At 70.3% G+C, this 22,476-nt stretch carries 23 protein-coding genes and 1 tRNA gene; 13 read left to right on the top strand and 11 right to left on the bottom strand.

Features of this window, described 5'->3' with window-relative positions; translation table 11 throughout:
• Window positions 1-10: 10 nt before the first annotated feature.
• Both ACIHCQ_RS02635 and ACIHCQ_RS02630 read right to left on the bottom strand, forming a co-directional pair.
• Complete coding sequence (locus tag ACIHCQ_RS02635) at window positions 11-529, bottom strand: FHA domain-containing protein (protein WP_399657054.1); 519 nt, start codon at window positions 527-529, stop codon at window positions 11-13.
• Window positions 530-539: 10 nt separating this feature from the next.
• Window positions 540-1,412, bottom strand: coding sequence for an FhaA domain-containing protein (locus ACIHCQ_RS02630; protein ID WP_399657052.1), 873 nt, complete (start codon window positions 1,410-1,412; stop codon window positions 540-542).
• A gap of 317 nt (window positions 1,413-1,729) precedes the next feature.
• Here ACIHCQ_RS02630 and ACIHCQ_RS02625 point away from each other — a divergent pair.
• Window positions 1,730-1,813 (top strand) — tRNA-Leu (locus ACIHCQ_RS02625).
• A gap of 220 nt (window positions 1,814-2,033) precedes the next feature.
• Here the strand turns inward: ACIHCQ_RS02625 and ACIHCQ_RS02620 are convergent.
• Window positions 2,034-2,648 (bottom strand): FMN-dependent NADH-azoreductase, encoded by a 615-nt coding sequence (locus ACIHCQ_RS02620; protein ID WP_399657584.1) that lies wholly within the window; start codon window positions 2,646-2,648, stop codon window positions 2,034-2,036.
• 110 nt (window positions 2,649-2,758) lie between these two features.
• Between ACIHCQ_RS02620 and ACIHCQ_RS02615 the strand changes: the two genes are divergently transcribed.
• The 4 genes from ACIHCQ_RS02615 (at window position 2,759) to ACIHCQ_RS02600 (ending at window position 6,057) form a co-directional block, all read left to right on the top strand.
• The gene (locus tag ACIHCQ_RS02615) at window positions 2,759-3,109 is read left to right on the top strand and encodes a winged helix-turn-helix transcriptional regulator (RefSeq protein ID WP_399657050.1); all 351 of its coding nucleotides are present in this window, start codon (window positions 2,759-2,761) and stop codon (window positions 3,107-3,109) included.
• 112 nt (window positions 3,110-3,221) lie between these two features.
• Window positions 3,222-4,748 carry a DUF2252 domain-containing protein gene (locus tag ACIHCQ_RS02610; RefSeq protein ID WP_399657048.1) on the top strand — a complete coding sequence of 509 codons (1,527 nt, stop codon included), beginning with the start codon at window positions 3,222-3,224 and terminating at the stop codon, window positions 4,746-4,748.
• Between the two features lie 33 nt (window positions 4,749-4,781).
• Window positions 4,782-5,627, top strand: a complete 846-nt coding sequence (locus tag ACIHCQ_RS02605; RefSeq protein ID WP_399657046.1) for a J domain-containing protein — start codon at window positions 4,782-4,784, stop codon at window positions 5,625-5,627.
• Between the two features lie 85 nt (window positions 5,628-5,712).
• Window positions 5,713-6,057, top strand: coding sequence for a rhodanese-like domain-containing protein (locus ACIHCQ_RS02600; protein WP_399657044.1), 345 nt, complete (start codon window positions 5,713-5,715; stop codon window positions 6,055-6,057).
• Between the two features lie 78 nt (window positions 6,058-6,135).
• Here ACIHCQ_RS02600 and ACIHCQ_RS02595 read toward each other — a convergent pair whose 3' ends face one another.
• From ACIHCQ_RS02595 to paaA, 6 genes are all read right to left on the bottom strand, one after another.
• Window positions 6,136-7,293, bottom strand: a complete 1,158-nt coding sequence (locus tag ACIHCQ_RS02595) for an acyl-CoA dehydrogenase family protein (protein WP_399657042.1) — start codon at window positions 7,291-7,293, stop codon at window positions 6,136-6,138.
• A gap of 144 nt (window positions 7,294-7,437) precedes the next feature.
• On the bottom strand, window positions 7,438-8,493 hold the full coding sequence (locus ACIHCQ_RS02590) for a 2Fe-2S iron-sulfur cluster-binding protein (protein WP_399657040.1): 1,056 nt from the start codon (window positions 8,491-8,493) through the stop codon (window positions 7,438-7,440).
• The gene (gene paaD, locus ACIHCQ_RS02585; protein ID WP_399657038.1) at window positions 8,494-9,006 is read right to left on the bottom strand and encodes a 1,2-phenylacetyl-CoA epoxidase subunit PaaD; all 513 of its coding nucleotides are present in this window, start codon (window positions 9,004-9,006) and stop codon (window positions 8,494-8,496) included. It abuts the gene before it with no gap.
• On the bottom strand, window positions 9,000-9,734 hold the full coding sequence (gene paaC, locus ACIHCQ_RS02580) for a 1,2-phenylacetyl-CoA epoxidase subunit PaaC (RefSeq protein WP_399657035.1): 735 nt from the start codon (window positions 9,732-9,734) through the stop codon (window positions 9,000-9,002). Before paaC ends, paaD begins: the two co-directional genes overlap by 7 nt.
• On the bottom strand, window positions 9,731-10,021 hold the full coding sequence (gene paaB, locus ACIHCQ_RS02575; RefSeq protein WP_399657033.1) for a 1,2-phenylacetyl-CoA epoxidase subunit PaaB: 291 nt from the start codon (window positions 10,019-10,021) through the stop codon (window positions 9,731-9,733). The genes paaC and paaB overlap by 4 nt, the downstream gene beginning before the upstream one ends.
• Window positions 10,018-11,055 (bottom strand): 1,2-phenylacetyl-CoA epoxidase subunit PaaA, encoded by a 1,038-nt coding sequence (paaA, locus tag ACIHCQ_RS02570; protein ID WP_399657031.1) that lies wholly within the window; start codon window positions 11,053-11,055, stop codon window positions 10,018-10,020. The genes paaB and paaA overlap by 4 nt, the downstream gene beginning before the upstream one ends.
• A gap of 113 nt (window positions 11,056-11,168) precedes the next feature.
• Here paaA and ACIHCQ_RS02565 point away from each other — a divergent pair, with 113 nt between their 5' ends.
• Genes ACIHCQ_RS02565 through ACIHCQ_RS02555 form a run of 3 tightly spaced genes read left to right on the top strand, consistent with a single transcriptional unit; the run spans window position 11,169 to window position 14,100 of the window.
• On the top strand, window positions 11,169-12,167 hold the full coding sequence (locus tag ACIHCQ_RS02565; protein WP_399657029.1) for a DUF5819 family protein: 999 nt from the start codon (window positions 11,169-11,171) through the stop codon (window positions 12,165-12,167).
• On the top strand, window positions 12,164-13,357 hold the full coding sequence (locus ACIHCQ_RS02560; RefSeq protein WP_399657027.1) for an HTTM domain-containing protein: 1,194 nt from the start codon (window positions 12,164-12,166) through the stop codon (window positions 13,355-13,357). The genes ACIHCQ_RS02565 and ACIHCQ_RS02560 overlap by 4 nt, the downstream gene beginning before the upstream one ends.
• Before the next feature lie 32 nt (window positions 13,358-13,389).
• Window positions 13,390-14,100, top strand: a complete 711-nt coding sequence (locus ACIHCQ_RS02555; protein WP_399657582.1) for a TrmH family RNA methyltransferase — start codon at window positions 13,390-13,392, stop codon at window positions 14,098-14,100.
• Window positions 14,101-14,148: 48 nt separating this feature from the next.
• On the opposite strand, the gene paaN is transcribed toward ACIHCQ_RS02555, so the two are convergent.
• Window positions 14,149-15,825, bottom strand: coding sequence for a phenylacetic acid degradation protein PaaN (paaN, locus tag ACIHCQ_RS02550; protein WP_399657024.1), 1,677 nt, complete (start codon window positions 15,823-15,825; stop codon window positions 14,149-14,151).
• Between the two features lie 123 nt (window positions 15,826-15,948).
• Here paaN and ACIHCQ_RS02545 point away from each other — a divergent pair, with 123 nt between their 5' ends.
• Window positions 15,949-17,490, top strand: a complete 1,542-nt coding sequence (locus ACIHCQ_RS02545) for a 3-hydroxyacyl-CoA dehydrogenase (RefSeq protein ID WP_399657022.1) — start codon at window positions 15,949-15,951, stop codon at window positions 17,488-17,490.
• Window positions 17,487-18,098 carry a TetR/AcrR family transcriptional regulator gene (locus ACIHCQ_RS02540; protein ID WP_399657020.1) on the top strand — a complete coding sequence of 204 codons (612 nt, stop codon included), beginning with the start codon at window positions 17,487-17,489 and terminating at the stop codon, window positions 18,096-18,098. Before ACIHCQ_RS02545 ends, ACIHCQ_RS02540 begins: the two co-directional genes overlap by 4 nt.
• 77 nt (window positions 18,099-18,175) lie before the next feature.
• Here ACIHCQ_RS02540 and ACIHCQ_RS02535 read toward each other — a convergent pair whose 3' ends face one another.
• Window positions 18,176-18,703 (bottom strand): Lrp/AsnC family transcriptional regulator, encoded by a 528-nt coding sequence (locus tag ACIHCQ_RS02535; RefSeq protein WP_399657580.1) that lies wholly within the window; start codon window positions 18,701-18,703, stop codon window positions 18,176-18,178.
• Between the two features lie 251 nt (window positions 18,704-18,954).
• Between ACIHCQ_RS02535 and pdhA the strand changes: the two genes are divergently transcribed.
• Genes pdhA through ACIHCQ_RS02520 form a run of 3 tightly spaced genes read left to right on the top strand, consistent with a single transcriptional unit; the run spans window position 18,955 to window position 22,468 of the window.
• Entirely contained in the window at window positions 18,955-20,094 is a 1,140-nt protein-coding gene (gene pdhA, locus ACIHCQ_RS02530) for a pyruvate dehydrogenase (acetyl-transferring) E1 component subunit alpha (RefSeq protein WP_399657018.1), read from the top strand.
• On the top strand, window positions 20,091-21,095 hold the full coding sequence (locus ACIHCQ_RS02525; RefSeq protein ID WP_399657016.1) for an alpha-ketoacid dehydrogenase subunit beta: 1,005 nt from the start codon (window positions 20,091-20,093) through the stop codon (window positions 21,093-21,095). The genes pdhA and ACIHCQ_RS02525 overlap by 4 nt, the downstream gene beginning before the upstream one ends.
• Window positions 21,095-22,468 (top strand): dihydrolipoamide acetyltransferase family protein, encoded by a 1,374-nt coding sequence (locus ACIHCQ_RS02520; RefSeq protein WP_399657014.1) that lies wholly within the window; start codon window positions 21,095-21,097, stop codon window positions 22,466-22,468. Before ACIHCQ_RS02525 ends, ACIHCQ_RS02520 begins: the two co-directional genes overlap by 1 nt.
• Window positions 22,469-22,476: the final 8 nt, after the last annotated feature.

Below are 22,476 nucleotides of genomic sequence, written 5' to 3'. Positions count from 1 at the left end.
CATTGTCGTACTACTTCCGCAGCTCGATGACGGTCTTGCCGATGCGGATCGGCGCGCCCAGCGGAATCGGTGTCGGCGTGGTGAGCCGGGTCCGGTCGAGATAGGTGCCATTCGTGGACCCGAGGTCCTCGACGATCCACTGGCCGTCACGGTCCGGGTAGATCCTGGCATGCCTGCTGGACGCGTAGTCGTCGTCCAGCACGATTGTGGAGTCGTGCGCCCGGCCCAGGGTGATGGTCTGGCCCTGCAACGCCACCGTGGTTCCGGTGAGGGTGCCTTCGGACACGACCAGTTTGGTGGGCGCCCCACGGCGCTGTCGGCCGCCACCGGCGGCCTGCTGGCGCTGGGGCGGTGGTGCGGCGGTCTGGCGCGCCTGCTGCGGACGCGTGTCGGCGTTGCGGCGTGAGCCGCGCTGCGTGACACGCGTTCCGAACAGATCGCTTCGAATGACCTGTACGGCCACGATCACGAACAGCCACAGAACGGCTAGGAAACCTAGCCGCATGACCGTCAGGGTCAGCTCTGACATTGCCCCCGCTTCACCCTTCGGCTTGCCGGTAAACGATGGTGGTACTACCCACGACGATCCGCGAGCCGTCGCGGAGCGTAGCGCGGGTGGTGTGCTGCCCGTCTACCACGATGCCGTTGGTAGACCCGAGATCCTGGATCGTCGGGGGCGTTCCGGTCCGGATCTCACAGTGCCGGCGCGATACGCCGGGGTCGTCGATCCGCACATCGGCGTCGGTGCTGCGGCCCAGCACCAGCGTCGGGCGGGAGATCTGATGGCGCGTGCCATTGATCTCGATCCAACGTCGTACCTGGGTGCTCGGCATCGGTCCGGGACCTGCTGCCAGGCGCCGGTCCGCGGCGGGCGCGGGACCGGGTCGGCCGGCGCCCGGAGGGGGCGCGGCCGGCATGGGGGGTGGGCTGCTGGGCGGGTAGCCGTAGCCGCCGCGGCCCTGGGGGGCCGCGGGGCCGGGTGCGGCGTGGGGAGGCGCGGGGGCCCGGTCGGGCGCCCGCTCCGGGGTCTGCGACGTACTCGACGCGAGAGTGCGGCTGCGCACCCGGTACAGACCGGTGTCGAGGTCGTCGGCCTTCTCCAGGTGGACCTTGATGGGGCCCATGAAGGCGTAGCGCTGCTGCTTGGCGTAGTCACGCACCAGCCCGGAGAGCTCGTCGCCGAGCTGGCCGGAGTACGGGCTCAGGCGCTCGAAGTCGGGCGCGCTGAGCTCGACGATGAAATCGTTGGGGACGACTGTCCGCTCACGATTCCAGATCGTCGCGTTGTTGTCGCACTCCCGCTGGAGGGCGCCCGCGATCTCGACCGGCTGGACCTCGGACTTGAAGACCTTGGCGAAGGTGCCGTTGACCAGACCTTCGAGACGCTGCTCGAAACGCTTCATGACTCCCATGGGGCACCTCCTCCGTCGTTGTCGCCCTGGTACTGCTTACTGATCGTATCCACGCGTCGGGAAATCGGCTGGTTCCCCTTGTCTGCCCCATCGATGAGTGTCACCTCTCACACGGATCGTAGAGGTGAGCTCCTCACAGTGTCCCGCACCCGGGGTGCGCTCTGGAGGAGTGGGGGCGGCCGTCTTCCGTTCCCTGTTCACGGGTCCGGTCGCCGGAACAATCGGATGTGATTCCACCGTGTGCCCCGTGCTAATCTTCTGGAAGTCGCCAGGGGGTCACGCCGAGCAAGGTGTGACACTCGACAGCAACACCCAATGCGCGGGTGGCGGAATAGGCAGACGCGCTGGATTCAGGTTCCAGTGCCCGAAAGGGCGTGGGGGTTCAACTCCCCCCTCGCGCACAAGATAAGAGCAGTACCAGAGCAGTACGGAAGCCCCGTAGGTCAACGACCTACGGGGCTTCTGCGTGCCTGGGTGCGTTTTGTCGTGTGGGATGCGTGACAGTGCGATGTTTCACGTGGAACGCCCGCGGAGGCTGCTGTTCCGCGGGCGTTGTGGACATGGAGAACGTGGTGGACGCGGTGGGTGCCTGGGCGCGTCTGGGCGGGTCCGGGCGTGTGTTCAGGCGGCGAAGCGCGCGGCCAGGGTCTTGGCCTTCTGGGCGGCTTCGTCCAGCGCCTTGGCGCGGGAGGCGTCGGCGAGCGGGATGAGCTCCGCCATTTCCGGCTTGACGTGGGCCAGGGTCAGCTCGGGGACGATGAAGTCGACCGAGGCGCCGAGCATGCCGGTGAGCACCTTCTCCAGGTAGTTCTGGACGAACTCGAAGCCCTCGCGCGGAGTGCCGGGGGCGTATGAGCCGCCGCGGCTGGCCACGACGGTGACCGGGGTTCCGGCCACTGGGCCGTCGGGGACGCCCGCGTTGTGGCCGACGATGATCACCTGGTCCAGCCACGCCTTGAGGGTGGAGGCGATCGTGAAGTTGTACATCGGCGCGCCTATCAGCACGGCGTCCGCGGCTTCGAGCTCGGCGGCGAGTTCGGCGCGCAGCGCGTTGTCGGCGCCCGCGGAGACGGCGGCGATGTCCAGGTGGGGCAGCGGGTCGGCGGCCAGATCGCGGTAGACGACCTCGCCCGCGGGGTGCTGCTCCCGCCATGTCTGGACGAAGGCGGCGGTGATGTCGCGGGAGGCCGACCCCTGGGGGAAGACGGCGGAGTCGATGTGCAGCAGCGTGGCCACGAGGTGCTCCAAGGGGAGGATGAAAGGGGCTAAAATTTCGTAAGTACCCAGTAATAACATAGGTACTTATTTTTAGTAAGTCCCTGTCGTTGCGGCAGTACCCTGGTGCCATGGCTGAACACAGCGAAGAGGCGTGTCGGAAGGTCGATCGCGGCATCACGAGCGTCTTCGAGCTGCTCGGCAAACGCTGGACCGGGCCGATCGTCTCTGTACTGATGCAGCGCCCGATCCACTTCGCTGAGTTGCGGCGGGCCATTCCCGGCATCAGCGAGCGCATGCTCTCCGACCGGCTGGCCGAGCTGGGGGCGGCCGAGCTGGTGGTGCGGGAGGTCGATGAGGGGCCGCCGCTGCGGGTCGCGTACCGGCTGACCGAGGCGGGAGCGGCGATGGAGCCGGCGCTGAAGGAGCTGGCGCTGTGGGCGGAGACGTATCTGGGGGAGGACGGCAAGGGCGTCTGCTGACGGGGCTCGCGGCCGCGCGCGGTAGTTATCCACAGGGGGAGACGACTGTCGGGCGGCAGCGGTACGGTCGTGGCCAGTTGATGTTGAACGGCGACGGAAGAGGCAGCGCGTCATGAGCGTGTCCGAGACGGCGGCGCCGGTGCGGCGACCGGATTCTGACGGCGTAGGCGGGGTTGGGACCGGAGCCGGGGGCGGGGGCGGCGGCGGGCGCATTCCGGCGGTGCCCGGCTTCGCGCGGCGTGCGGGGGATGCCGCGACCTCGCCGAAGGTCGCGGGTAAGGCGCTGCGCGAGCGTATACCGCGGTCGTCGCACGGCTCGCTGGTGCTCGCGGTGGACCGGCCCGAGGCGGTCCGGGCCGTCGAGGAGTCCAGCCGCGGCCGGGTGCCGGAGCTCACACCGATACGGGTGGGCCGGATGGCCGCCTCGCCCTTCGCTTTCCTGCGCGGCTCCGCCGGGCTGATGGCCCACGACCTGGCGGGCACGCCGGTCACCGGCGTGGGAGCGCAGATCTGCGGTGATGCGCACGCGGCGAACTTCGGGCTGTACGGCGACGCGCAGGGCCGCCTCGTCATCGACCTGAACGACTTCGACGAGACGGTCGTCGGCCCGTGGGAGTGGGACGTCAAGCGGCTCGCGGCCTCGCTGGTGCTGGCAGGGCGTGCGGCGGGTGCGGACGAGGCCGTCTGCCGGGCCGCCGCTTTCGACGCGGTGGGCGCGTACCGGCGCACCATGCGGCTGCTGGCGAAGCTGCCGTCGCTGGAAGCGTGGAACGCGATCGCCGACGAGGAGCTCGTCTCCCACACGGACGCCCGTGACCTCGTCGGCACGCTGGAGCGGGTCTCGGCGAAGGCACGTAACAACACGAGCGCGCGCTTCGCCGCCAAGGCCACGGAGGCCGTGTCCGGCAGCGACTCCGGCAGTGACTCCGCGGGCGGCGGCGGCTACGGCGGCGGCGGACGGCGCTTCGTGGACGCGCCGCCGGTGCTGCGGCGGGTGGCGGACGCGGAGGCGGCGGCCGTGGCCTCGTCGCTCGCGGAGTACCTGGGCACGGTGTCGCAGGACCGGCTGCCGCTGCTCGCGCGCTACACGATCCACGATGTGGCGTTCCGGGTGGTGGGAACCGGGAGCGTCGGGACGCGGTCGTACGTGGTGCTGCTGCTGGATCACCGGGGCGATCCGCTGGTGCTCCAGGTCAAGGAGGCGCGGGCCTCGGCGCTGCTGCCGTATCTGTCGGCGGCCGGGTTCCCGGCGGGCGCGGTGGAGCACGAGGGGCGCCGGGTGGTGCTCGGCCAGAAGCGGATGCAGGTGGTCAGCGACATTCTGCTGGGCTGGACGACGGTCGACGGACGGCCTTTCCAGGTACGGCAGTTCAGGAACCGCAAGGGAAGTGTGGATCCCGCGGCGCTCGCCCCCGACCAGATGGACGACTACGGACGGATGACGGGAGCACTGCTGGCCAGGGCGCATGCGCACAGCGCCGACCCGCGGCTGATCGCCGGTTACTGCGGCAAGAGCGAGGAGCTGGATGAGGCAATGGCCGGGTTCGCCGTGGTCTACGCGGACCGTACGGAGGCGGATCACCAGCAGCTCCTGACGGCGGTCAAGAGCGGACGGATAGCCGCTGAGCTGGGGGTGTGACGGCTTGCCCCGCCGCGCCCGTAGGCTGGACGGGTGACCCAGGACGCACCCGGTGGGCCGAAGACCCGGAACGACGAAGAGCAGGACGCGCGGACGCAGCCGGAGGCCCGGCCCGAGGCCCGGCTGGAGAAGGCGGTGCGCGCGGCCGAGCAGGCACTGATCGAGTTCGAGATCGCGCTGGAGACGTTCCGGGTGGAGGTGGAGAACTTCTCCCGGCTGCACCATCAGAAGCTCGGCCCGATGTACGCGCGCCTCGATGAGCTCGATGCCGAGATCGCCGAGGCCCGGGCCGCCGCCAGCGATGACCCGGAGGATCTGCGCAAGGCGCAGGAGGCGCGGTCCCTGGTGATGCCGATGCCCGGCGTCGAGGAGCTTTTCCATGACTGGATGGACTCCGACGGCCTGTCCCCCGAGGCCGCCGCGATGCTCAATGGCAGGCCCGTGCAGGCGCCGAAGCGGGTGCGGCCGAGCGAGGAGGCGCGCAAGCTCTACCGCGAGCTGGCCCGCAAGGCGCATCCGGATCTGGCCCAGGACGATACGGAGCGGGCGCGCCGTGATGAGTTCATCACCCGCGTGAACGCCGCGTACGGGCTCGGGGACGCGGTGATGCTGCGGGAGCTGGCCGAGGAGTGGGCGGCCGGACCGGTGCCCGCCGAGCAGCGGCTCAGCGAGAGCGACGAGCTCTACGCCCGGCTGGAGTGGCTGTCGCGGCGCAAGGAGCTGCTGACAGCGGTTGCCCGGGAGCTGGAGGAGAGCGCGATCGGCGCGATGCTGCGGATGGCTCCCGAGGACCCGGACCGGCTGCTGGAGGAGATCGCCGAGCAGCTGCTCGCGCAGGTCGCCGAGCGTGAGAGGGAACTGTCCGGCCTCGTGCAGTAGGTTTTCCTGAGGGTCTCAGGACGCTCCAGGACTCCCCGGAAGCCCGAGCACCTCCGTCGCGTACGTACGAGAGAAGGCATGCCCCATGAACTTCGCCCCACTGCCCACGGTGGACGTCGCGGCGGTACCGTCCGACGGCCTGGTGCTGGACGTCCGCGAGGACGACGAGTGGGCGGCCGGGCACGTCGAGGGCGCGCTGCACGTTCCGATGAGCGACTTCGTCGCCCGCTTCGGTGAGGTGACCGAGGCGCTGGGCGACGGGCGCCGGGCCTATGTGATGTGCCGGGTCGGCGGCCGGTCCGCGCAGGTCACCCAGTACCTCGTGCAGCAGGGCATCGAGGCCGTGAACGTCGACGGCGGCATGCTCGCCTGGGATGGCGCGGGGCGCCCGATGGTCGCCGACAACGGCGGCCCGGCTTCCGTCTTGTGAGCTTCTGAGCTTGTGAGGCCGCGTGGAGCTGAGCCGCTACTGAGACTGACCCGCTACCGAGGCTGACCCGCTGACTCGTCAGCCGAGGGGATGGGCGGCCAGCAGGTCGCCCAGGGCTTCTTCGTGGGCCGCGGCCGGGCCGAGCGAGAGCTCCAGCTGTTTGGCCCAGGCGTGATAGCGGTGCAGCGGGTAGTCGGTGTCCGCGCCGAAGCCGCCGTGCAGGTGCTGAGCGGTCTGGACGACGCGGCGTACGCCCTCCGAGGCCCAGATCTTCGCCACCGCGACATCGCCCGAGACGGGCAGGGGCCCGCCGACACCGGGGCCTTCGGGTGAGGGCGAGAGCCGCCAGGCCGCCTGCCAGAGGGTCACCTCCATCGCACGCAGATCGATATAGCGGTCGGCGGCCTGGACCGCGACGGCCTGGAAGGTCGCGACCGGAAAGCCGAACTGCTCGCGCTTGCCGGTGTATTCGCCGGTCATGGAGAGCACGGCCTCGCCGAGCCCGAGCGCGAGCGCGCAGGTCCCGGTGGCGAGGAGCTGGCGCAGCCACTCCCAGGCGCCCTCGGTGTCGATCAGTTCGTGGCTGTCGATGCGTACGGAATTCAGCGTGACCTCGGCGAAGCGCTCGCCGTTGGTGGAGATCTGCTCGGCGAGAGCGAGGCCTTTCTGCTGCCGCGGGACCAGGGCGAACACGGCACGGCCCTCGTCGGTGTGCGCCGCCACGGCGATACGGTCCGCGGACTGGGCCCACGGCACGCCCGTCTGCACCCCGTCGAGCACCCAGCCCATTCCGCCCTGGCTGTCCCGGCGGGCTGTCACCGCGAGCTCGGCGGGGTCGTGGCCGGTGCGGCCATTGGCGCCGACGGTGAGCGTCAGCTCGCCCCGGCCGACCCGGGGGAGGATCTCGTCGCTCAGCTCGGCGCTGCCGTAACGCTCTACGGCCATGGCGACCGCGCTCGTCTCCAGCAGCGGCACCCGCGCCAGCACCCGCGCGGACTCCCGCAGCACCAGGCAGAGCGCGACGGGGTCGAGGCCCGCCCCGCCGTGGTCCGGCGACAGGACCAGGCTCAGCAGATCGGAGCCGGCGAGCCTGGCCCACAGCGGCCGGTCGAACTCATCGGCCACCGCGCCGGGCGTGCGCGCGGGGCTCTGCACTCCATCGGGCGCGACGCCCGAGAAGACCGCCTTCGCGGCCTCGACGGCCGCCTGCTGCTCCTCGGTGAAGGTGAAGTCCACTGCCCTGTCCTCCCACGCACCGGCGCTGCCCGAATCCCGCCGCGACTAGGATCTGACGGATCGTCAAACCAGCGTCAAGATAGAACAGGTTCCTGAAAAAGAACACAGCGCGGTAAGGGCCGGGGTCCGACGGCGCGGGGGAAGTCACCGGTCGAAGTCCAACTCCACTTCCGGAGTGGCCGGATGGGACTGACAGGCCAGCACATAGCCCGCCTCGGTCTCCTCCGGCTCCAGCGCGAAGTTCCGCTCCATGCGCACCTCGCCGGAGACCAGGAACGCTCTGCACGTCCCGCAGACCCCGCCCTTGCACGCGTACGGCGCGTCGGAGCGGCTTCGCAGCACCGTCTCCAGCAGCGATTCCCCTTCCCGCACCGGCCATTTCCCGGACCGGCCGTCGAGCGTCGCGGTGAGGGAGGCATGGGCCGGGGTGGCCACTGGGACGGAGGCGGTCGCCGAGCCGTCGTCGACGTGGAAGATCTCCTGGTGGATACGGCTCCGGCCCACCCCGAGCCTCCGCAGCGCCCGCTCGGCGCCCTGGACCAGACCGAAGGGGCCGCACAGGTACCAGCCGTCCACGTCCGCCACCGGAAGCAGGGCAGGTATCAGCCCGGTCAGCCGTTCCTCATCGAGCCTGCCCGACGGCAGACCGGCCTGCTGCTCCTCCCGGGAGAGCGCGGTGACCAGCTGGAAGCGGTCCGGGAAGCGGTCCTTGAGGTCGGCGACCTCGTCCAGGAACATCGTGGACGCCGCGGTCCGGTCGCTCCGTATCAGACAGAACCGGGCCTCCGGCTCCCGCGCCAGCAGCGTCGCCGCCATGGACAGCACGGGGGTGATGCCGCTGCCGCCGACGATCGCCGCGAAATGCCCGGGGCGCGGCTGAAGGAGGAACCGGCCCATCGGAGGCATCACCTCGACGGTTTCGCCGACGGCGAGCTCCTTGAGCGCGTACGTCGAGAACTCGCCGCCGTCGACCAGCCGGATGCCCACACGCAGGACCCGGTCACCGTCGGCGGAAGGTGCCGGGGCGCAGATCGAGTACGTACGGCGGATTTCCTGGCCACCCGCGAAGCGGCGCAGGGCCAGGTGCTGGCCGGGGGTGTGGCGGAAGGTCTCCCGCAGCTCTGGCGGCACCTGGAAGGTGACGGCCACCGAGTCGTCCGTGAGCTGTTCGACCTCGCTGACCCGGAGCGGATGGAACATCTACAACTCCTTGAAGTGGTCGAATGGTTCACGGCAGGCGACGCAGCGGCGCAGCGCCTTGCAGGCGGTGGAGGAGAACCTGCTCAGCAGTTCGGTGTCGGTGGAGCCGCACTGCGGACAGCGCACGGAGAGCGTGAGCGGCACCGGCCCGTGTGCCGTCGTCTGCGGGCGGGGCGGGGCTATCCCGAACCGGGCGAGCTTGCGCCGCCCCTCCGCGCTGATGTCGTCGGTCGACCAGGCCGGGGCGAGGACCTTGACGACCGAGACATCCGGTATGCCGTGATCGTGCAGCACTTGCTCGATGTCCGAGGTCATGGCCTCGATCGCCGGGCAGCCGGTGTAGGTCGGAGTGAGCTCGACCCTGACCCGGCCGGGCCCGAGGACCTCCACCCCGCGCAGCACGCCGAGCTCTCCCAGCGTCAGCACCGGGAGTTCCGGGTCGGGCACGGAGCCGGCGAGCCTGCGCAGCTCCGCCTCCAACCGCGTCTCGGCCTCGTTCGCAGTGGTCACCATGACGCCCCCGGGTGACTGCGGTGCAGATGCTGCATCTCGGCCAGCATCCGCCCGAAGGGCTCGGTGTGCAGCCCCTGCCGTCCCGCCCCCGCCGCCCATCCGCTGGACCGCGGCCCGGTGGGCACGGTCAGCGTCGCCCGCTCCAGGACCGTGGTGACCGACTCCAGCCAACTGCTCTGCAGCTCCTGCCAGTCGATGTCCAGCCCGTCGACCGGCTGGAACATCTCGCCGGTGAACCGCCACAGCGCGTCGCACGCCCGCTGCATCCGCGCATGGCTCTCGGCGGTGCCGTCGCCGAGCCGCTCGGTCCAGCGCTCGGCGTGGTCCTGGTGGTACGCGACCTCCTTGACCGCCTTCGCCGCGAGTCCGGCGAACTCACCTTCCGTGGCCGCCAACCGGACGTACAGCAGCCGCTGGCAGACGGAGAAGTAGAGCTGGCGGGCGATGGTGTGCGCGAAGTCGCCGTTCGGCTGCTCGACCAGCTGGAGATTGCGGAAGGCCCGCTCCTCGCGCAGATACGCGAGCTCGTCCTCGTCGCCGACCAGGGAGAGCAGCAGCCGCGCCTGGCCCAGCAGGTCCAGCGCGATATTGGCGAGGGCGACCTCCTCCTCCAGCACGGGCGCCCGGCCAGCCCACTCCCCCAGCCGGTGTGAGAGCACCAGAGCGTCGTCACCGAGGGCCAGCGCCGCGGCGTTCACCGTGGCGGTCGTGGTGGTCGTCGCAGTCATAGGTGCTTCACCCCTTCCGGGATCTCGTAGAACGTCGGGTGACGGTAGGGCTTGTCGCCGGCCGGCTCGAAGAACGAGTCCTTCTCGTCGGGCGAGGACGCGGTGATCGCCGTGGACGGCACCACCCAGATCGAGACGCCTTCGTTCCGCCGGGTGTAGAGGTCGCGGGCGTTGCGCAGGGCCATCTCCGGGTCCGGGGCGTGCAGGCTTCCCGCGTGGGTGTGGGACAGCCCGCGGCGCGAGCGCACAAAGACCTCCCACAGCGGCCAGTCGGTGGAGCTGCTCATGCCGTCGCCTCCTCGGGCTTCACAGGCAGTGTGGGCGCTTCCTGCTGTACGGGCGGTGCCTCCTGTGCAGGCGGTGCCTGCCGCACGGGTGTCGGGCGGAGCGCTTGACGCTTCGTGGCGTACGCCGCGGCGGCGTCCCGGACCCAGGCGCCCTCTTCATGCGCCTGACGACGCTGGGTGATCCGCTGCTCGTTGCAGGGGCCGTTGCCCTTGAGGACTGCCGCGAACTCCGCCCAGTCGATCGCCCCGAAGTCGTGGTGGCCCCGCTCCTCGTTCCACCGCAGGTCGGGATCGGGAAGGGTGAGACCCAGGGCTTCGGCCTGGGGGACGCATATGTCGACGAAGCGCTGGCGCAGCTCGTCATTGGAATGGCGCTTGATCTTCCAGGCCATGGACTGCGCGGAGTGTGCCGACTCGTCGTCCGGCGGACCGAACATCATCAGCGACGGCCACCACCAGCGGTCCACCGCGTCCTGGGCCATCGCGTGCTGCGCGGGCGTCCCACGGGAGAGGGCCAGCAGCAGCTCGTACCCCTGCCGCTGGTGGAAGGACTCCTCCTTGCAGATCCGGACCATCGCGCGGGCATACGGCCCGTAGGAGCAGCGGCAGAGCGGCACCTGGTTGGTGATCGCCGCGCCGTCCACCAGCCAGCCGATCGCGCCGACATCGGCCCAGGTCAGCGTCGGGTAGTTGAAGATCGACGAGTACCTCTGGCGACCGGCGTGGAGCTTGTCGAGCAGTTCGTCGCGGCTGGTGCCCAGGGTCTCGGCGGCGCTGTACAGATACAGGCCATGGCCCGCTTCGTCCTGCACCTTGGCGATCAGGATCGCCTTGCGGCGCAGCGAGGGCGCGCGCGTGATCCAGTTCGCCTCGGGCAGCATGCCGATGATCTCGGAGTGGGCGTGCTGCGCCATCTGGCGGATCAGCGTCGCCCGGTAGGCATCCGGCATCCAGTCGCGCGGCTCGATGCGCTCGTCGGCGGCCACGGCGGCGTCAAAAACAGCCTCGCGCGTATCCAAAGTCACTGCCGTCATCCGGGCTCCCTACCGACCGATCGTTCGGTTCGTCGGCTTCAATGGTGGGACGGCGGCCCGTAGGGTGTCAACCCTGTGGATAACTGGGCTGGACCGATGGGGATCGGGGCGGGATGGACTCCCACGAGGACGAGGACGCCAAACGCGCCAGGAGCCTGAGCTCCGGGCCGCCGCCAGGCCACGCCCTCGTGGGCCCCGACCAGCCCGAAGCCGAGTCACAGCCCGAATCGGGGCCGGAGCCCTGGTCTGAATCCGGGCAGGACTCCCGGCCCGGATCCCAGCCCGAGCCTCACCTCCAGACCCGGACCCGGACCCAGCCCCAGACGCAGCTGCCGCTGTCGCTTCCGCCGCAGTCCCGGACCGAGCCCGAGCCTGAGCCCGAGCCCCCGCACTACCGCCAGCTCCCGCCGCCTCCAGCGGCTCCGCCCGCCCCGCCCGAGCCACGCCCCACCGGCGGCATATCCGCGCTCTCCCTCCCCTACCAGGTGGCCGCCGCCCTCTCGCTCGCGATCGTCGGAGCCCTCGCGTGCGTCCACCTCGGCATGGTGTTCCTGCATGTCGCCCCCTCCAACACCGTGACCAAGCAGCACGGCAAGGCGGTCGACGGCTGGATTTATCCCGAGTTCGAGCAGAACTGGAAGCTCTTCGCCCCCAACCCGCTCCAGCAGAATGTCGCCGTGCAGGTCAGGGCCGAGGTCAGCCGCCCCGACGGCAGTCGCAGGAACACCGACTGGATCGATCTCACCGCCGAGGACGGCGAGGCGATCCGCGGCAACCTGCTCCCCAGCCACGTCCAGCAGAACGAGCTCCGCCGGGGCTGGGACTTCTACCTCAACTCGCACGACAACGAGGACCGCCCCAACGGCCGGCGTGGCCGGCTCTCCGAGAGCTACATCCGCCGCATCGTGATGCTGCGCCTCGAAGCGCACGACCTGGGCGGCCCTGTCGAGCGCATTCAGCTCAGGTCCGCGACCCGCGCGGTCAAGGCCCCGGAGTGGAGCGACGAGAAGACAGACACCCGCCCCTTCCACCGGGTCCTCCCCTGGTGGACGGTCACCACCGCGGATCTGCCCGGGGGAGTCCGCAACGGCCGTCCGGAGGCGAGCCGGTGAAGGAACCCCTCGGCAGCAAGGCCGCCCGCGCTCTCCAGCGCGTCACCTCCACCGCCCTCGGCCCATACCAGAGCGCCGTTATCCGGATCGGCTTCGCCGCCGGCTGGCTGCTCTTCCTCCTGCGTGAGCTGCCCCACCGCCATGAAATGTATGGGCCAGACGGCCCGTGGAGCTGGGACATGGCGCGGCAGCTCATATCGGGCAATGACGCCTTCACCGCGCTCATGTGGTCGGACCACACCTTCTGGTTCGAGATCACCTACACCATCGCTGTGCTCTCCAGCGTGCTGTTGATGCTCGGCTGGCGGACCCGCACCATGTCCGTACTTTTCATGATCGGCGTTCTGTCGCTGCAGAATCGCTCCATCTTCATCGGCGACGGCGGCGACAACGTCATCCACCTGATGGCGATCTATCTGGTCCTGACCCGCTGCGGGCAGGTCTGGTCCCTGGATGCGCGGCGTGCGGCACGAGCGGTACCAGGCGGGCCGGGCGTGCCGCCCCGCGACCGGGTCGGCCCCGCGCTCTGGGTCGTGCTGGGGTTCGGCCTGGTCAGCGCCACTTTTCTGAACCAGACCGGCTGGTTCATTCTGCTTCTCCTGTGGGTGCTGTGGGTCGGGCAGGGTCTGTGGTGGATGGCGGACCGGTACGCCCCGGACAGCGAGCCGCGCACGCTGCTGGACGTTCTCGCCAACCTCTCGCACAACGCCGCCCTCTTCGTGATCACCGCCGAGGTCTGTCTGATCTACGCCACCGCCGGCTGGTACAAGATCCAGGGTTCGCGCTGGCAGGACGGCACCGCGCTCTACTACCCGCTCAAGCTCGACTACTTCACGCCCTGGCCCGCCCTCTCCGACCTGCTCGCCTCCGGCGGAGTGGTGGTGATGGTGCTGACCTACGGCACGGTCATCGTGCAGGTCGCCTTCCCCTTCACGCTCTTCAACCGCCGGGTCAAGAACGTCCTGCTGGCCGTGATGATGGCGGAGCACGCGGCCATCGCCGTACTGCTCGGCCTGCCGTTCTTCTCGCTCGCGATGATCGCCGCCGATGCGGTGTTTCTGCCGACCGTCTTCCTGCTCTGGCTGGGCGGGCGAGCCGCCCGGGGGCGGAGCCGGTTGTTCTCGCGGGGGGCCGGGGTGCCGGAGCAGCGGCGGGGGAGCCCGGAACAGCCACGTACGCTCGTCGGGTGAGCACCACCGAAGAAGCGTTCCGCGAAGATCCGATGCAGGAAGAACCGATTCAGTACGACGAGGGCTACGGCCCCGGCGAGGTCGGCGTCGGCCCCCATCCGCGGCCATGGCCGTTGGGCGAGCGCTACGACGCCGAGCTGCTGGCCGAGGGCGACCGGCGCAATGTCGTCGACCAGTACCGGTACTGGACGCGCGAGGCGATCATCGCCGACCTGGACACACGGCGGCACGGTTTCCATGTGGCCGTCGAGAACTGGGGTCACGACTTCAACATCGGTTCCGTGGTGCGTACGGCCAACGCCTTCCTGGCCAGAGAGATCCACATCGTGGGCCGGCGGCGCTGGAACCGGCGCGGGGCCATGGTCACCGACAGATACCAGCATGTACGGCACCACCCGGACACGGTGTCGCTGACCGCGTGGGCGGCGGCGGAGGATCTGCCGATCATCGGTATCGACAATCTGCCGGGTGCGGTGCCGCTGGAGCGGACGGAGCTGCCGAGGCGGTGTGTACTGCTGTTCGGTCAGGAGGGGCCAGGGCTGACGGAGGAGGCGCGCAAGCACGCGGCGATGGTGTGCTCGATCGCGCAGTTCGGCTCGACGCGCTCGATCAACGCGGGCGCGGCGGCGGCGATCGCCATGCACGCGTGGGTGCAGCGGTACGCGGAGATCCCGGCGCTCCCCGTGCCCGGCCAGGGCGCGGGGACGGGCGGCCCGGAACCGGTTGCCCGGCCGATTCCGTAACCGGTCCCGTAAGCCGTCCCCCAGCCGGTCCCTCAACCCGTCCGGTCGTCACGCCTGGCGGCGGACCTCCACCATCCGGAAGCGGTTCGAGACAAACGCCCCGTCGCACAGCGCCGCGTTCGCGGCCGGGTTGCCACCCGAGCCGTGGAAGTCGGAGAACGCCGCGGTCTGGTTGACGTACACCCCGCCCGTCAGGTTCAGGGAGAGCTGCGCCGACTCCTCCAGGCAGAGGTCCTCGATCGCGCCCTCCGTCTCCTGGGAGGTGGTGTACGCGCCGACCGTCATCGCGCCCTTGTCACGGACCGTGCGCCGCAGCAGCTCCAGCCCGTCCGCCGTCGAGTCCACGGCGACCGCGAAGGACACCGGGCCGAAGCACTCCGACAGATACGCCGCCTCGGCGTCCGCCCCCTCCCAGAACTTCCGTGCCCCGTCGAGCTTGACGACGACCGGCGTACGCACGACAGCGTCCGGGAACTCGGGGTTGGCGATCTTCCGCGACGGCAGGGCCACCTCACCCAGTCCGGACGCCGCCTCCAGGCGTGCCTTCACATCCGGGTTGACCAACGCGCCCAACAGGGCGTTCGCCCGTGCGTCGTCGCCGAGCAGGCCGCCCACCGAGGCCGCGATGTCGGCGACCACCTCGTCGTACGACTTGGGTCCGGCGTCCGTCGGGATGCCGTCCCTCGGGATGAGGAGGTTCTGCGGGGTGGTGCACATCTGGCCGCTGTACAGCGACAGCGAGAAGGCCAGGTTGGACAGCATCCCCTTGTAGTTGTCGGTGGAGTCGATGACGACGGCGTTGACGCCGGCCTTCTCGGTGTAGACCTGCGCCTGGCGGGCGTTGGCCTCCAGCCAGTCGCCGAAGGCCGTGGAGCCCGTGTAGTCGATGATCTTGATCTCCGGACGTACCGCGAGGGTCTTGGCGATTCCCTCGCCCGGCCGTTCGGCGGCCAGGCAGACCAGATTCGGATCGAACCCCGCCTCGGCGAGGACCTCACGGGCCACCCGCACAGTGAGCGCGAGCGGCAGCACCGCGCGCGGGTGCGGCTTGACCAGGACCGGATTTCCGGTGGCCAGGGAGGCGAAAAGCCCCGGATAGCCGTTCCACGTCGGGAAGGTGTTGCAGCCGATCAGCAGGGAGATGCCGCGCCCCGCGGCGGTGAAGGTTTTCCGCAACCGCAGGGGATCGCGCTTGCCCTGCGGCTTGGACCAGTCGGCGGCGGCGGGCGTGCGCGTCTGCTCCTCGTAGGCGTACGCGACGGCCTCCAGGCCGCGGTCCTGGGCGTGCGGGCCGCCCGCCTGGAACGCCATCATGAAGGCCTGGCCGCTGGTGTGCATCACGGCGTGCGCGAACTCATGGGTGCGGGCGTTGATCCGGGAAAGGATCTCCACGCAGACCAGCGCCCGCGTCTCGGGACCGGCCTCGCGCCAGGCGCCCATGCCCGCGCGCATCGCGGGCAGCAGGACGTCCACATCCGGATGCGGATACTCGATGCCCAGCTCCGGTCCGTACGGCGAGACCTCGCCGCCTGTCCAGCCGTCAGTGCCCGGCTGGTCCAGTTCGAACCGGGAGCCGCGCAGGGCCTCGAAGGCCGTGAGCCCTGCGGCCGGCGCGCTCTCGCCGTACGCCTTGGGGTGCTCGGGATGCGGGGACCAGTAGGCGCGCGTCCGGATCGCTTCGAGGGCCTGATCGAGCGTCGGCCGGTGGGTCTCGGTCAGCTGCATGAAGGACCAACTCCTCGTCGAGCTGGGCAGGGAAGGAATGACAGAGTTAGAGTAACCGAACGATCGGTCGGTACAAGGGGGCCCGGCAAACCTGTGGACAACTCATCGGGGAGGATCGCTCCCATGAACCCCGTCGACCCCATTGATACTCCCGTCGACCCCATCGGTCGGAGCCGTACCGTCGCCGTCGTCGGCACCGGAACCATGGGGCAGGGCATCGCCCAGGTCGCCCTGGTCGCCGGGCACCCCGTACGCCTCTACGACGCGCTTCCCGGACGGGCGGCCGAGGCCGCGGACGCCATCAGGGTGCGCCTGGACCGGCTGGTCGAGAAGGGCCGGATGGCGGCCGCCGAGCGTGACGCCGCCCGCGGCAGGCTGCGCCCGGCCGCCGCTCTGACCGAGCTCGCCGACGCCGCGCTCGTCATCGAAGCGGTCCTTGAACAGCTCACGGTCAAGCAGGAGCTGTTCACGGCGCTGGAGGGCATCGTCGCGGACGACTGCCTCCTCGCCACCAACACCTCCTCCCTCTCCGTCACGGCCATCGCAGGCGCGCTGATCCACCCTGGCCGCTTTGTCGGGCTGCACTTTTTCAATCCGGCGCCGCTGCTCCCGCTCGTCGAGGTCGTCAGCGGCCACGCGACGGACGAAACGACGGCCACGCGCGCGCGGGCGACGGCCGCGGCCTGGGGGAAGACCCCCGTGCGCTGCGCGGACACACCCGGCTTCATCGTCAACCGCGTCGCCCGCCCTTTCTACGCGGAAGCCTTCGCGGTCCACGAGGAGCACGGCACCGATCCCGCCACCATCGACGCGATCCTCAAGGAGTCCGGCGGCTTCGCCATGGGCCCCTTCGAGCTCACGGACCTGATCGGCCAGGACGTCAACGAGGCCGTCACCCGCTCCGTCTGGGAGGCCTTCTTCCACAGCCCCAAATTCATCCCCTCCCTCGCGCAGCGCAGGCTGGTCGAATCGCGCCGCCTGGGCCGCAAGTCCGGCCGCGGCTGGTTCTCGTACGCCGAAGGGGAGACCAAGCCGGCGCCGCACACCGCGGAGCGGGCGGACGCCCCCGAGTACGTCGTGGTCGAGGGTGACCTCGGGCCCGCCGGGGCGCTGATCGGGATGATCCGGGAAGCGGGCATCACGGTGCGCCAGGAGGACGAGGACAAGGGAACGCGGCTGCTGCTGCCCAGCGGCGGTCAGCTGGCGCTCGCCGACGGCCAGACATCCGCTGAATTCCGCGATGTGGTCTATTTCGACCTGGCACTGGACTACCAGTCCGCCACCCGGATCGCCCTCGGCGCCGCGCAGCACGTCGAGGAGCGGACGCTCAAGGAGGCCACCGGCCTCTTCCAGGCGCTCGGCAAGCAGGTCAGCGTCATCGGCGACGTGCCGGGCATGATTGTGGCCCGTACCGTCGCGATGCTCGTGGACCTGGCGCTGGATGCGGCCGCCAAGAGGGCCGCGACCAGGCAGGACATCGACACGGCGATGCGCCTGGGGGTCAGCTACCCCCTGGGGCCCCTCGAATGGAATGAGAAACTGGGGCGCGACTGGGCGTGGGAACTGCTCGGCAACCTCCATGAGAGTGTGCCGACCGGACGCTACGCACGATCCCTCGCGCTGCATCAGTGGTCGTACGCGGCCCCCCAGGAGGACGGCTCATGACCACCGCCAAGCGCGACACGTACACCCCGGAGACGCTGCTGACCGTCGCCGTCCGGATATTCAACGAGCGCGGATACGACGGCACCTCCATGGAGCACCTCTCCAAGGCGGCGGGCATATCCAAGTCCTCGATCTACCACCATGTCGCGGGCAAGGAGGAGCTGTTGCGGCGTGCTGTCAGCCGGGCGCTCGACTCGCTCTTCGCCATCCTGGAGGAGCCGTCGGCCGTACGGGGGCGGGCCATCGAGCGGGTCGAGTACGTGACCCGGCGCACGGTCGAGGTGCTGATGGCCGAGCTGCCCTATGTGACGCTGCTGCTGCGCGTACGGGGCAACACCAAGACCGAGCGGTGGGCGCTGGAGCGGCGCCGCGAGTTCGACCAGCGGGTCGCCGATCTGCTGAAGGCAGCCGCGGCGGACGGCGACCTGCGGGCGGACATGGACATCCGGCTGGCGACCCGGCTGCTCTTCGGCATGGTGAACTCCCTGGTGGAGTGGTACCGGCCGCACGCGGCGGGCGGCTACGACGGCGATCAGGTCGCCGAGGCCGTCGTACGGCTGGCCTTCGACGGTCTGCGCACGGACGACGGGCCGCGTATCCAGCCCTAGTAGTCCTAGTGGTCCTAGTACTCCAGTCGCGGTGAGCCCTGGTACTCCAGTCGCACGTAATCCGGTCGCAGTGAGCGCTACGGGGTCGGCTCGCTGTCCCGGGGCGGTCCGGATATCTGCCCCGGGCCGATGTCGAGGTCCGTCTCCTCGAACACCAGCAGCGTGCGGGTGGACAGCACCTCCGGAATCGACTGGAGCCTGGTCAGGACGAGCTCGCGCAGCGTGCGGTTGTCCGGGGTGTGCACCAGCAGCAGCACGTCGAAGTCACCACTGACCAGCGCGATGTGCGCGGCCCCCGGCAGCGCCTGCAGCTGCTCGCGCACGGTGCGCCAGGAGTTCTGCACGATCTTGAGCGTGATGTAGGCGGACGCGCCGTGACCTGCACGTTCGTGGTTCACGCGCGCGGTGAAGCCACGGATCACCCCGTCGTCGATGAGCCGGTTGATGCGGGCGTACGCATTGGCGCGGGAGACATGGACCCGGTCGGCCACCGAGCGGATCGAGGCGCGGCCGTCCGCCTGGAGGATGCGCAGGATGTCGCGGTCGATGGCATCGAGCGGGCGCGGCGGAGGAACCTGCTCCGCCCGGTCCCCGCCCTCGGCCATTTGTTCAGCTGCCATGTCCCCCCGCCTCTCTACCATGGACGTCCTGTCTCTATACCAGGCTGTGGAGAACCGTTTGTCCACAGGCTGGAGGTGCCTGTAGCCAAAATGCGCTCACGACCGAACAATCGGTAGGTGAGGCGCGCCGCACTCGTGCCGCCTCGCCCCATCGTCGTCGTCGCGCACATCGTCGCTTCTGTCGTCGCTGTCGTCGTCGCTCCCACGAGGAGGTGCTCGCGTTGAGAAAAAGCAGCATGACGGTCCAAGAGCCCCCCGGCGCCGCTGTCGCCTACCGGCCCACCCCGCCCCCGGCGTGGACTCCCCGCACAGACCCCGCACCACTGCTCCCGGACCCCGAGCCGTACCGCGTGCTGGGCACGGACGCCGCAGCCGGAGCCGACCCCGAGCTGCTGCTGCGGCTGTACGGGGAGCTGGTGCGCGGCCGCCGCTACAACACCCAGGCGACCGCGCTGACCAGGCAGGGCCGCCTCGCCGTCTACCCGTCGAGCACCGGGCAGGAGGCGTGCGAGGTGGCGGCGGCGCTGGCGCTGGAGGAGCGGGACTGGCTCTTCCCCAGTTACCGCGACACTCTCGCGGCCGTGGCGCGGGGCCTCGACCCCGTACAGGCGCTGGCGTTGCTGCGCGGCGACTGGCACACCGGCTACGACCCGCGTGAGCACCGCACGGCCCCGCTGTGCACCCCGCTCGCCACCCAGCTGCCGCATGCCGTGGGGCTGGCGCACGCGGCCCGGCTCAAGGGCGACGATGTCGTGGCGCTCGCCATGGTCGGCGACGGCGGCACCAGCGAGGGCGACTTCCACGAGGCGCTGAACTTCGCCGCGGTGTGGCGCGCCCCCGTCGTCTTCCTCGTCCAGAACAACGGCTTCGCGATCTCGGTGCCGCTGGCCAAGCAGACCGCCGCCCCTTCGCTGGCCCACAAGGCCGTGGGGTACGGAATGCCGGGCCGGCTCGTGGACGGAAACGACGTGGTCGCGGTGCACCAGGTGCTCGGCGAGGCCATGGCGCGGGCCAGGCGCGGTGGCGGTCCGACACTGATCGAGGCCGTCACGTACCGCATAGAGGCCCATACGAACGCCGACGACGCGACCCGCTACCGGGCCGAGAGTGAGGTCGAGACCTGGCGTGCGCACGATCCGATCAAGCTGCTGGAGCGTGAGCTGACGGAGCGCGGGCTGCTCGACGAGAGCGGCATACGGGCGGCGGCCGACGCGGCCGAAACCATGGCCGCCGATCTGCGCGAGCGGATGAACGCCGACCCGGTCCTGGACCCGATGGATCTGTTCGCGCATGTCTACGCCGGGCAGACCAGCCAGTTGCGGGAGCAGGCGGCACAGCTGCGCGCCGAACTGGACGCGGCGGGAGAGGCGCAATGACCACGGCCGCGGTGAAACCCGCTTCGATGGCGCAGGCCCTGCAGCGCGCGATGCGCGACGCGATGGCCGAGGACCCGGCCGTGCATGTGCTGGGGGAGGACGTCGGCGCGCTCGGCGGGGTCTTCCGGGTCACGGACGGGCTCGCCAAGGAGTTCGGCGAAGACCGCTGTACGGACACACCGCTGGCGGAAGCGGGCATCCTCGGCACGGCCGTCGGCATGGCGATGTACGGGCTGCGGCCTGTTGTCGAGATGCAGTTCGACGCCTTCGCCTATCCGGCGTTCGAGCAGCTGATAAGCCATGTGTCGCGGATGCGGAACCGCACGCGGGGCGGGATGCCGCTGCCGATCACCGTGCGCGTGCCGTACGGCGGCGGGATCGGCGGCGTCGAGCACCACAGCGACTCGTCCGAGGCGTACTACATGGCGACTCCGGGGCTCCATGTCGTCACGCCCGCGACCGTCGACGACGCGTACGGGCTGCTGCGGGCCGCGATCGCCTCCGATGACCCGGTGGTCTTCCTGGAGCCGAAGCGGCTGTACTGGTCGAAGGCTCAGTGGTCGCCGGACGCGCCGTCCGCGGTCGAGCCGATAGGCCGGGCCGTCGTGCGGCGCTCCGGGCGCAGCGCCACCCTCATCACGTACGGGCCATCCGTGCCGGTCTGCATGGAGGCGGCGCAGGCTGCCGCAGCCGAGGGCTGGGACCTCGAAGTCGTCGATCTGCGCTCGCTGGTGCCGTTCGACGACGAGACGGTCTGCGCGTCCGTGCGGCGCACGGGCCGGGCGGTCGTCGTCCATGAGTCCGCGGGATTCGGCGGCCCCGGAGGGGAGATCGCAGCGCGGGTGACGGAGCGCTGCTTCCACCATCTGGAGGCGCCGGTGCTGCGGGTCGCCGGGTTCGACATTCCGTATCCGCCGCCGATGCTGGAGCGGCACCATCTGCCGGGAGTGGACCGGGTGCTGGACGCGGTGGCGCGGTTGCAGTGGGAGGCGGAGAGCTGATGGCCCAGGTGCTCGAATTCAAACTCCCGGACCTCGGGGAGGGGCTGACCGAGGCGGAGATCGTGCGCTGGCTGGTGGCCGTGGGCGATGTTGTCGCGATCGATCAGCCGGTCGTCGAGGTCGAGACGGCCAAGGCGATGGTGGAGGTGCCGTGCCCGTACGGGGGTGTGGTGACCGCGCGTTTCGGTGAGGAGGGCACGGAACTGCCGGTCGGGGCACCTCTGCTGACGGTCGCCGTGGGTGCGGCGGAACTGGTGGGGGGCGCGAACGGCTCGCGTTCTGCCCACGAGGCCTCTGCATCCTCTGCGTCCTCTGCGTCCTCTGAAGTCTCCAAGGCGTCTGCGTCGTCTGAGTCCTCTGAATCGTCCGGCAATGTGCTGGTCGGGTACGGGACGGGGGCGCCCGCGGCCCGCAGGCGTCGTCTCCGCCCGGGGTCACCCGCTGCGATGCCTGCCGCGACACTGGTACCGGCTGCGGCGCCGGGACCCGTGCCGGTCATCTCGCCGCTCGTGCGCAGGCTGGCACGTGAACACAGCGTCGACCTGCGTCGACTGACCGGGTCAGGACCGGACGGTCTGATCCTGCGGGCGGACGTCGAGTCCGCCCTGCGTGGAACCGAGATGACCGCGGAGACGACCGCTCAGACGACCAGCGAGCCGTCGGCTCCGGCCGCCGCCGGGGCAAGCGGTGAGCGCATACCGCTGCGCGGCGTGCGCGGCGCCGTGGCCGACAAGCTGTCGCGCAGCCGGCGCGAGATCCCCGACGCGACCTGCTGGGTCGACGCGGACGCGACCGGGCTGATGGCCGCCCGAGCTTCCATGAACGACGTCGGCGGCCCGAAGATCTCGCTCCTCGCGCTGCTCGCCCGGATCTGTACGGCCGCGCTCGCCCGTCACCCGGAGCTCAACTCCAGGGTCGACATGGAAGCCAGGGAGATCGTGCGCCTGCCGGAGGTGCATCTCGGGTTCGCCGCGCAGACCGAGCGGGGGCTTGTCGTCCCCGTCGTACGGAACGCGCACACCCGCTCGGCCGAGTCGCTGACCGCGGAGTTCGCGCGTCTGACGGAGGTGGCCAGGGAGGGGAGACTGACTCCGGCGGACCTGACCGGCGGGACATTCACACTGAACAACTACGGGGTGTTCGGCGTCGACGGGTCCACGCCGATCATCAACCACCCGGAGGCGGCCATGCTCGGCGTCGGCCGGATCGTGCCGAAGCCGTGGGTGCACCAGGGCGAGCTGGCGGTCCGGCAGGTCGTTCAGCTGTCGCTGACCTTCGACCACCGGGTCTGCGACGGCGGCACGGCGGGCGGCTTCCTGCGGTATGTGGCCGACTGCGTGGAGCGTCCGGAGGTGTTGCTGCGCACTCTGTAGGCGCGTAC

The organism is Streptomyces sp. NPDC052236 (assembly GCF_044548015.1).
Lineage (GTDB): Bacteria > Actinomycetota > Actinomycetes > Streptomycetales > Streptomycetaceae > Streptomyces.
This window is presented reverse-complemented; position numbering and strand designations above follow the sequence as displayed.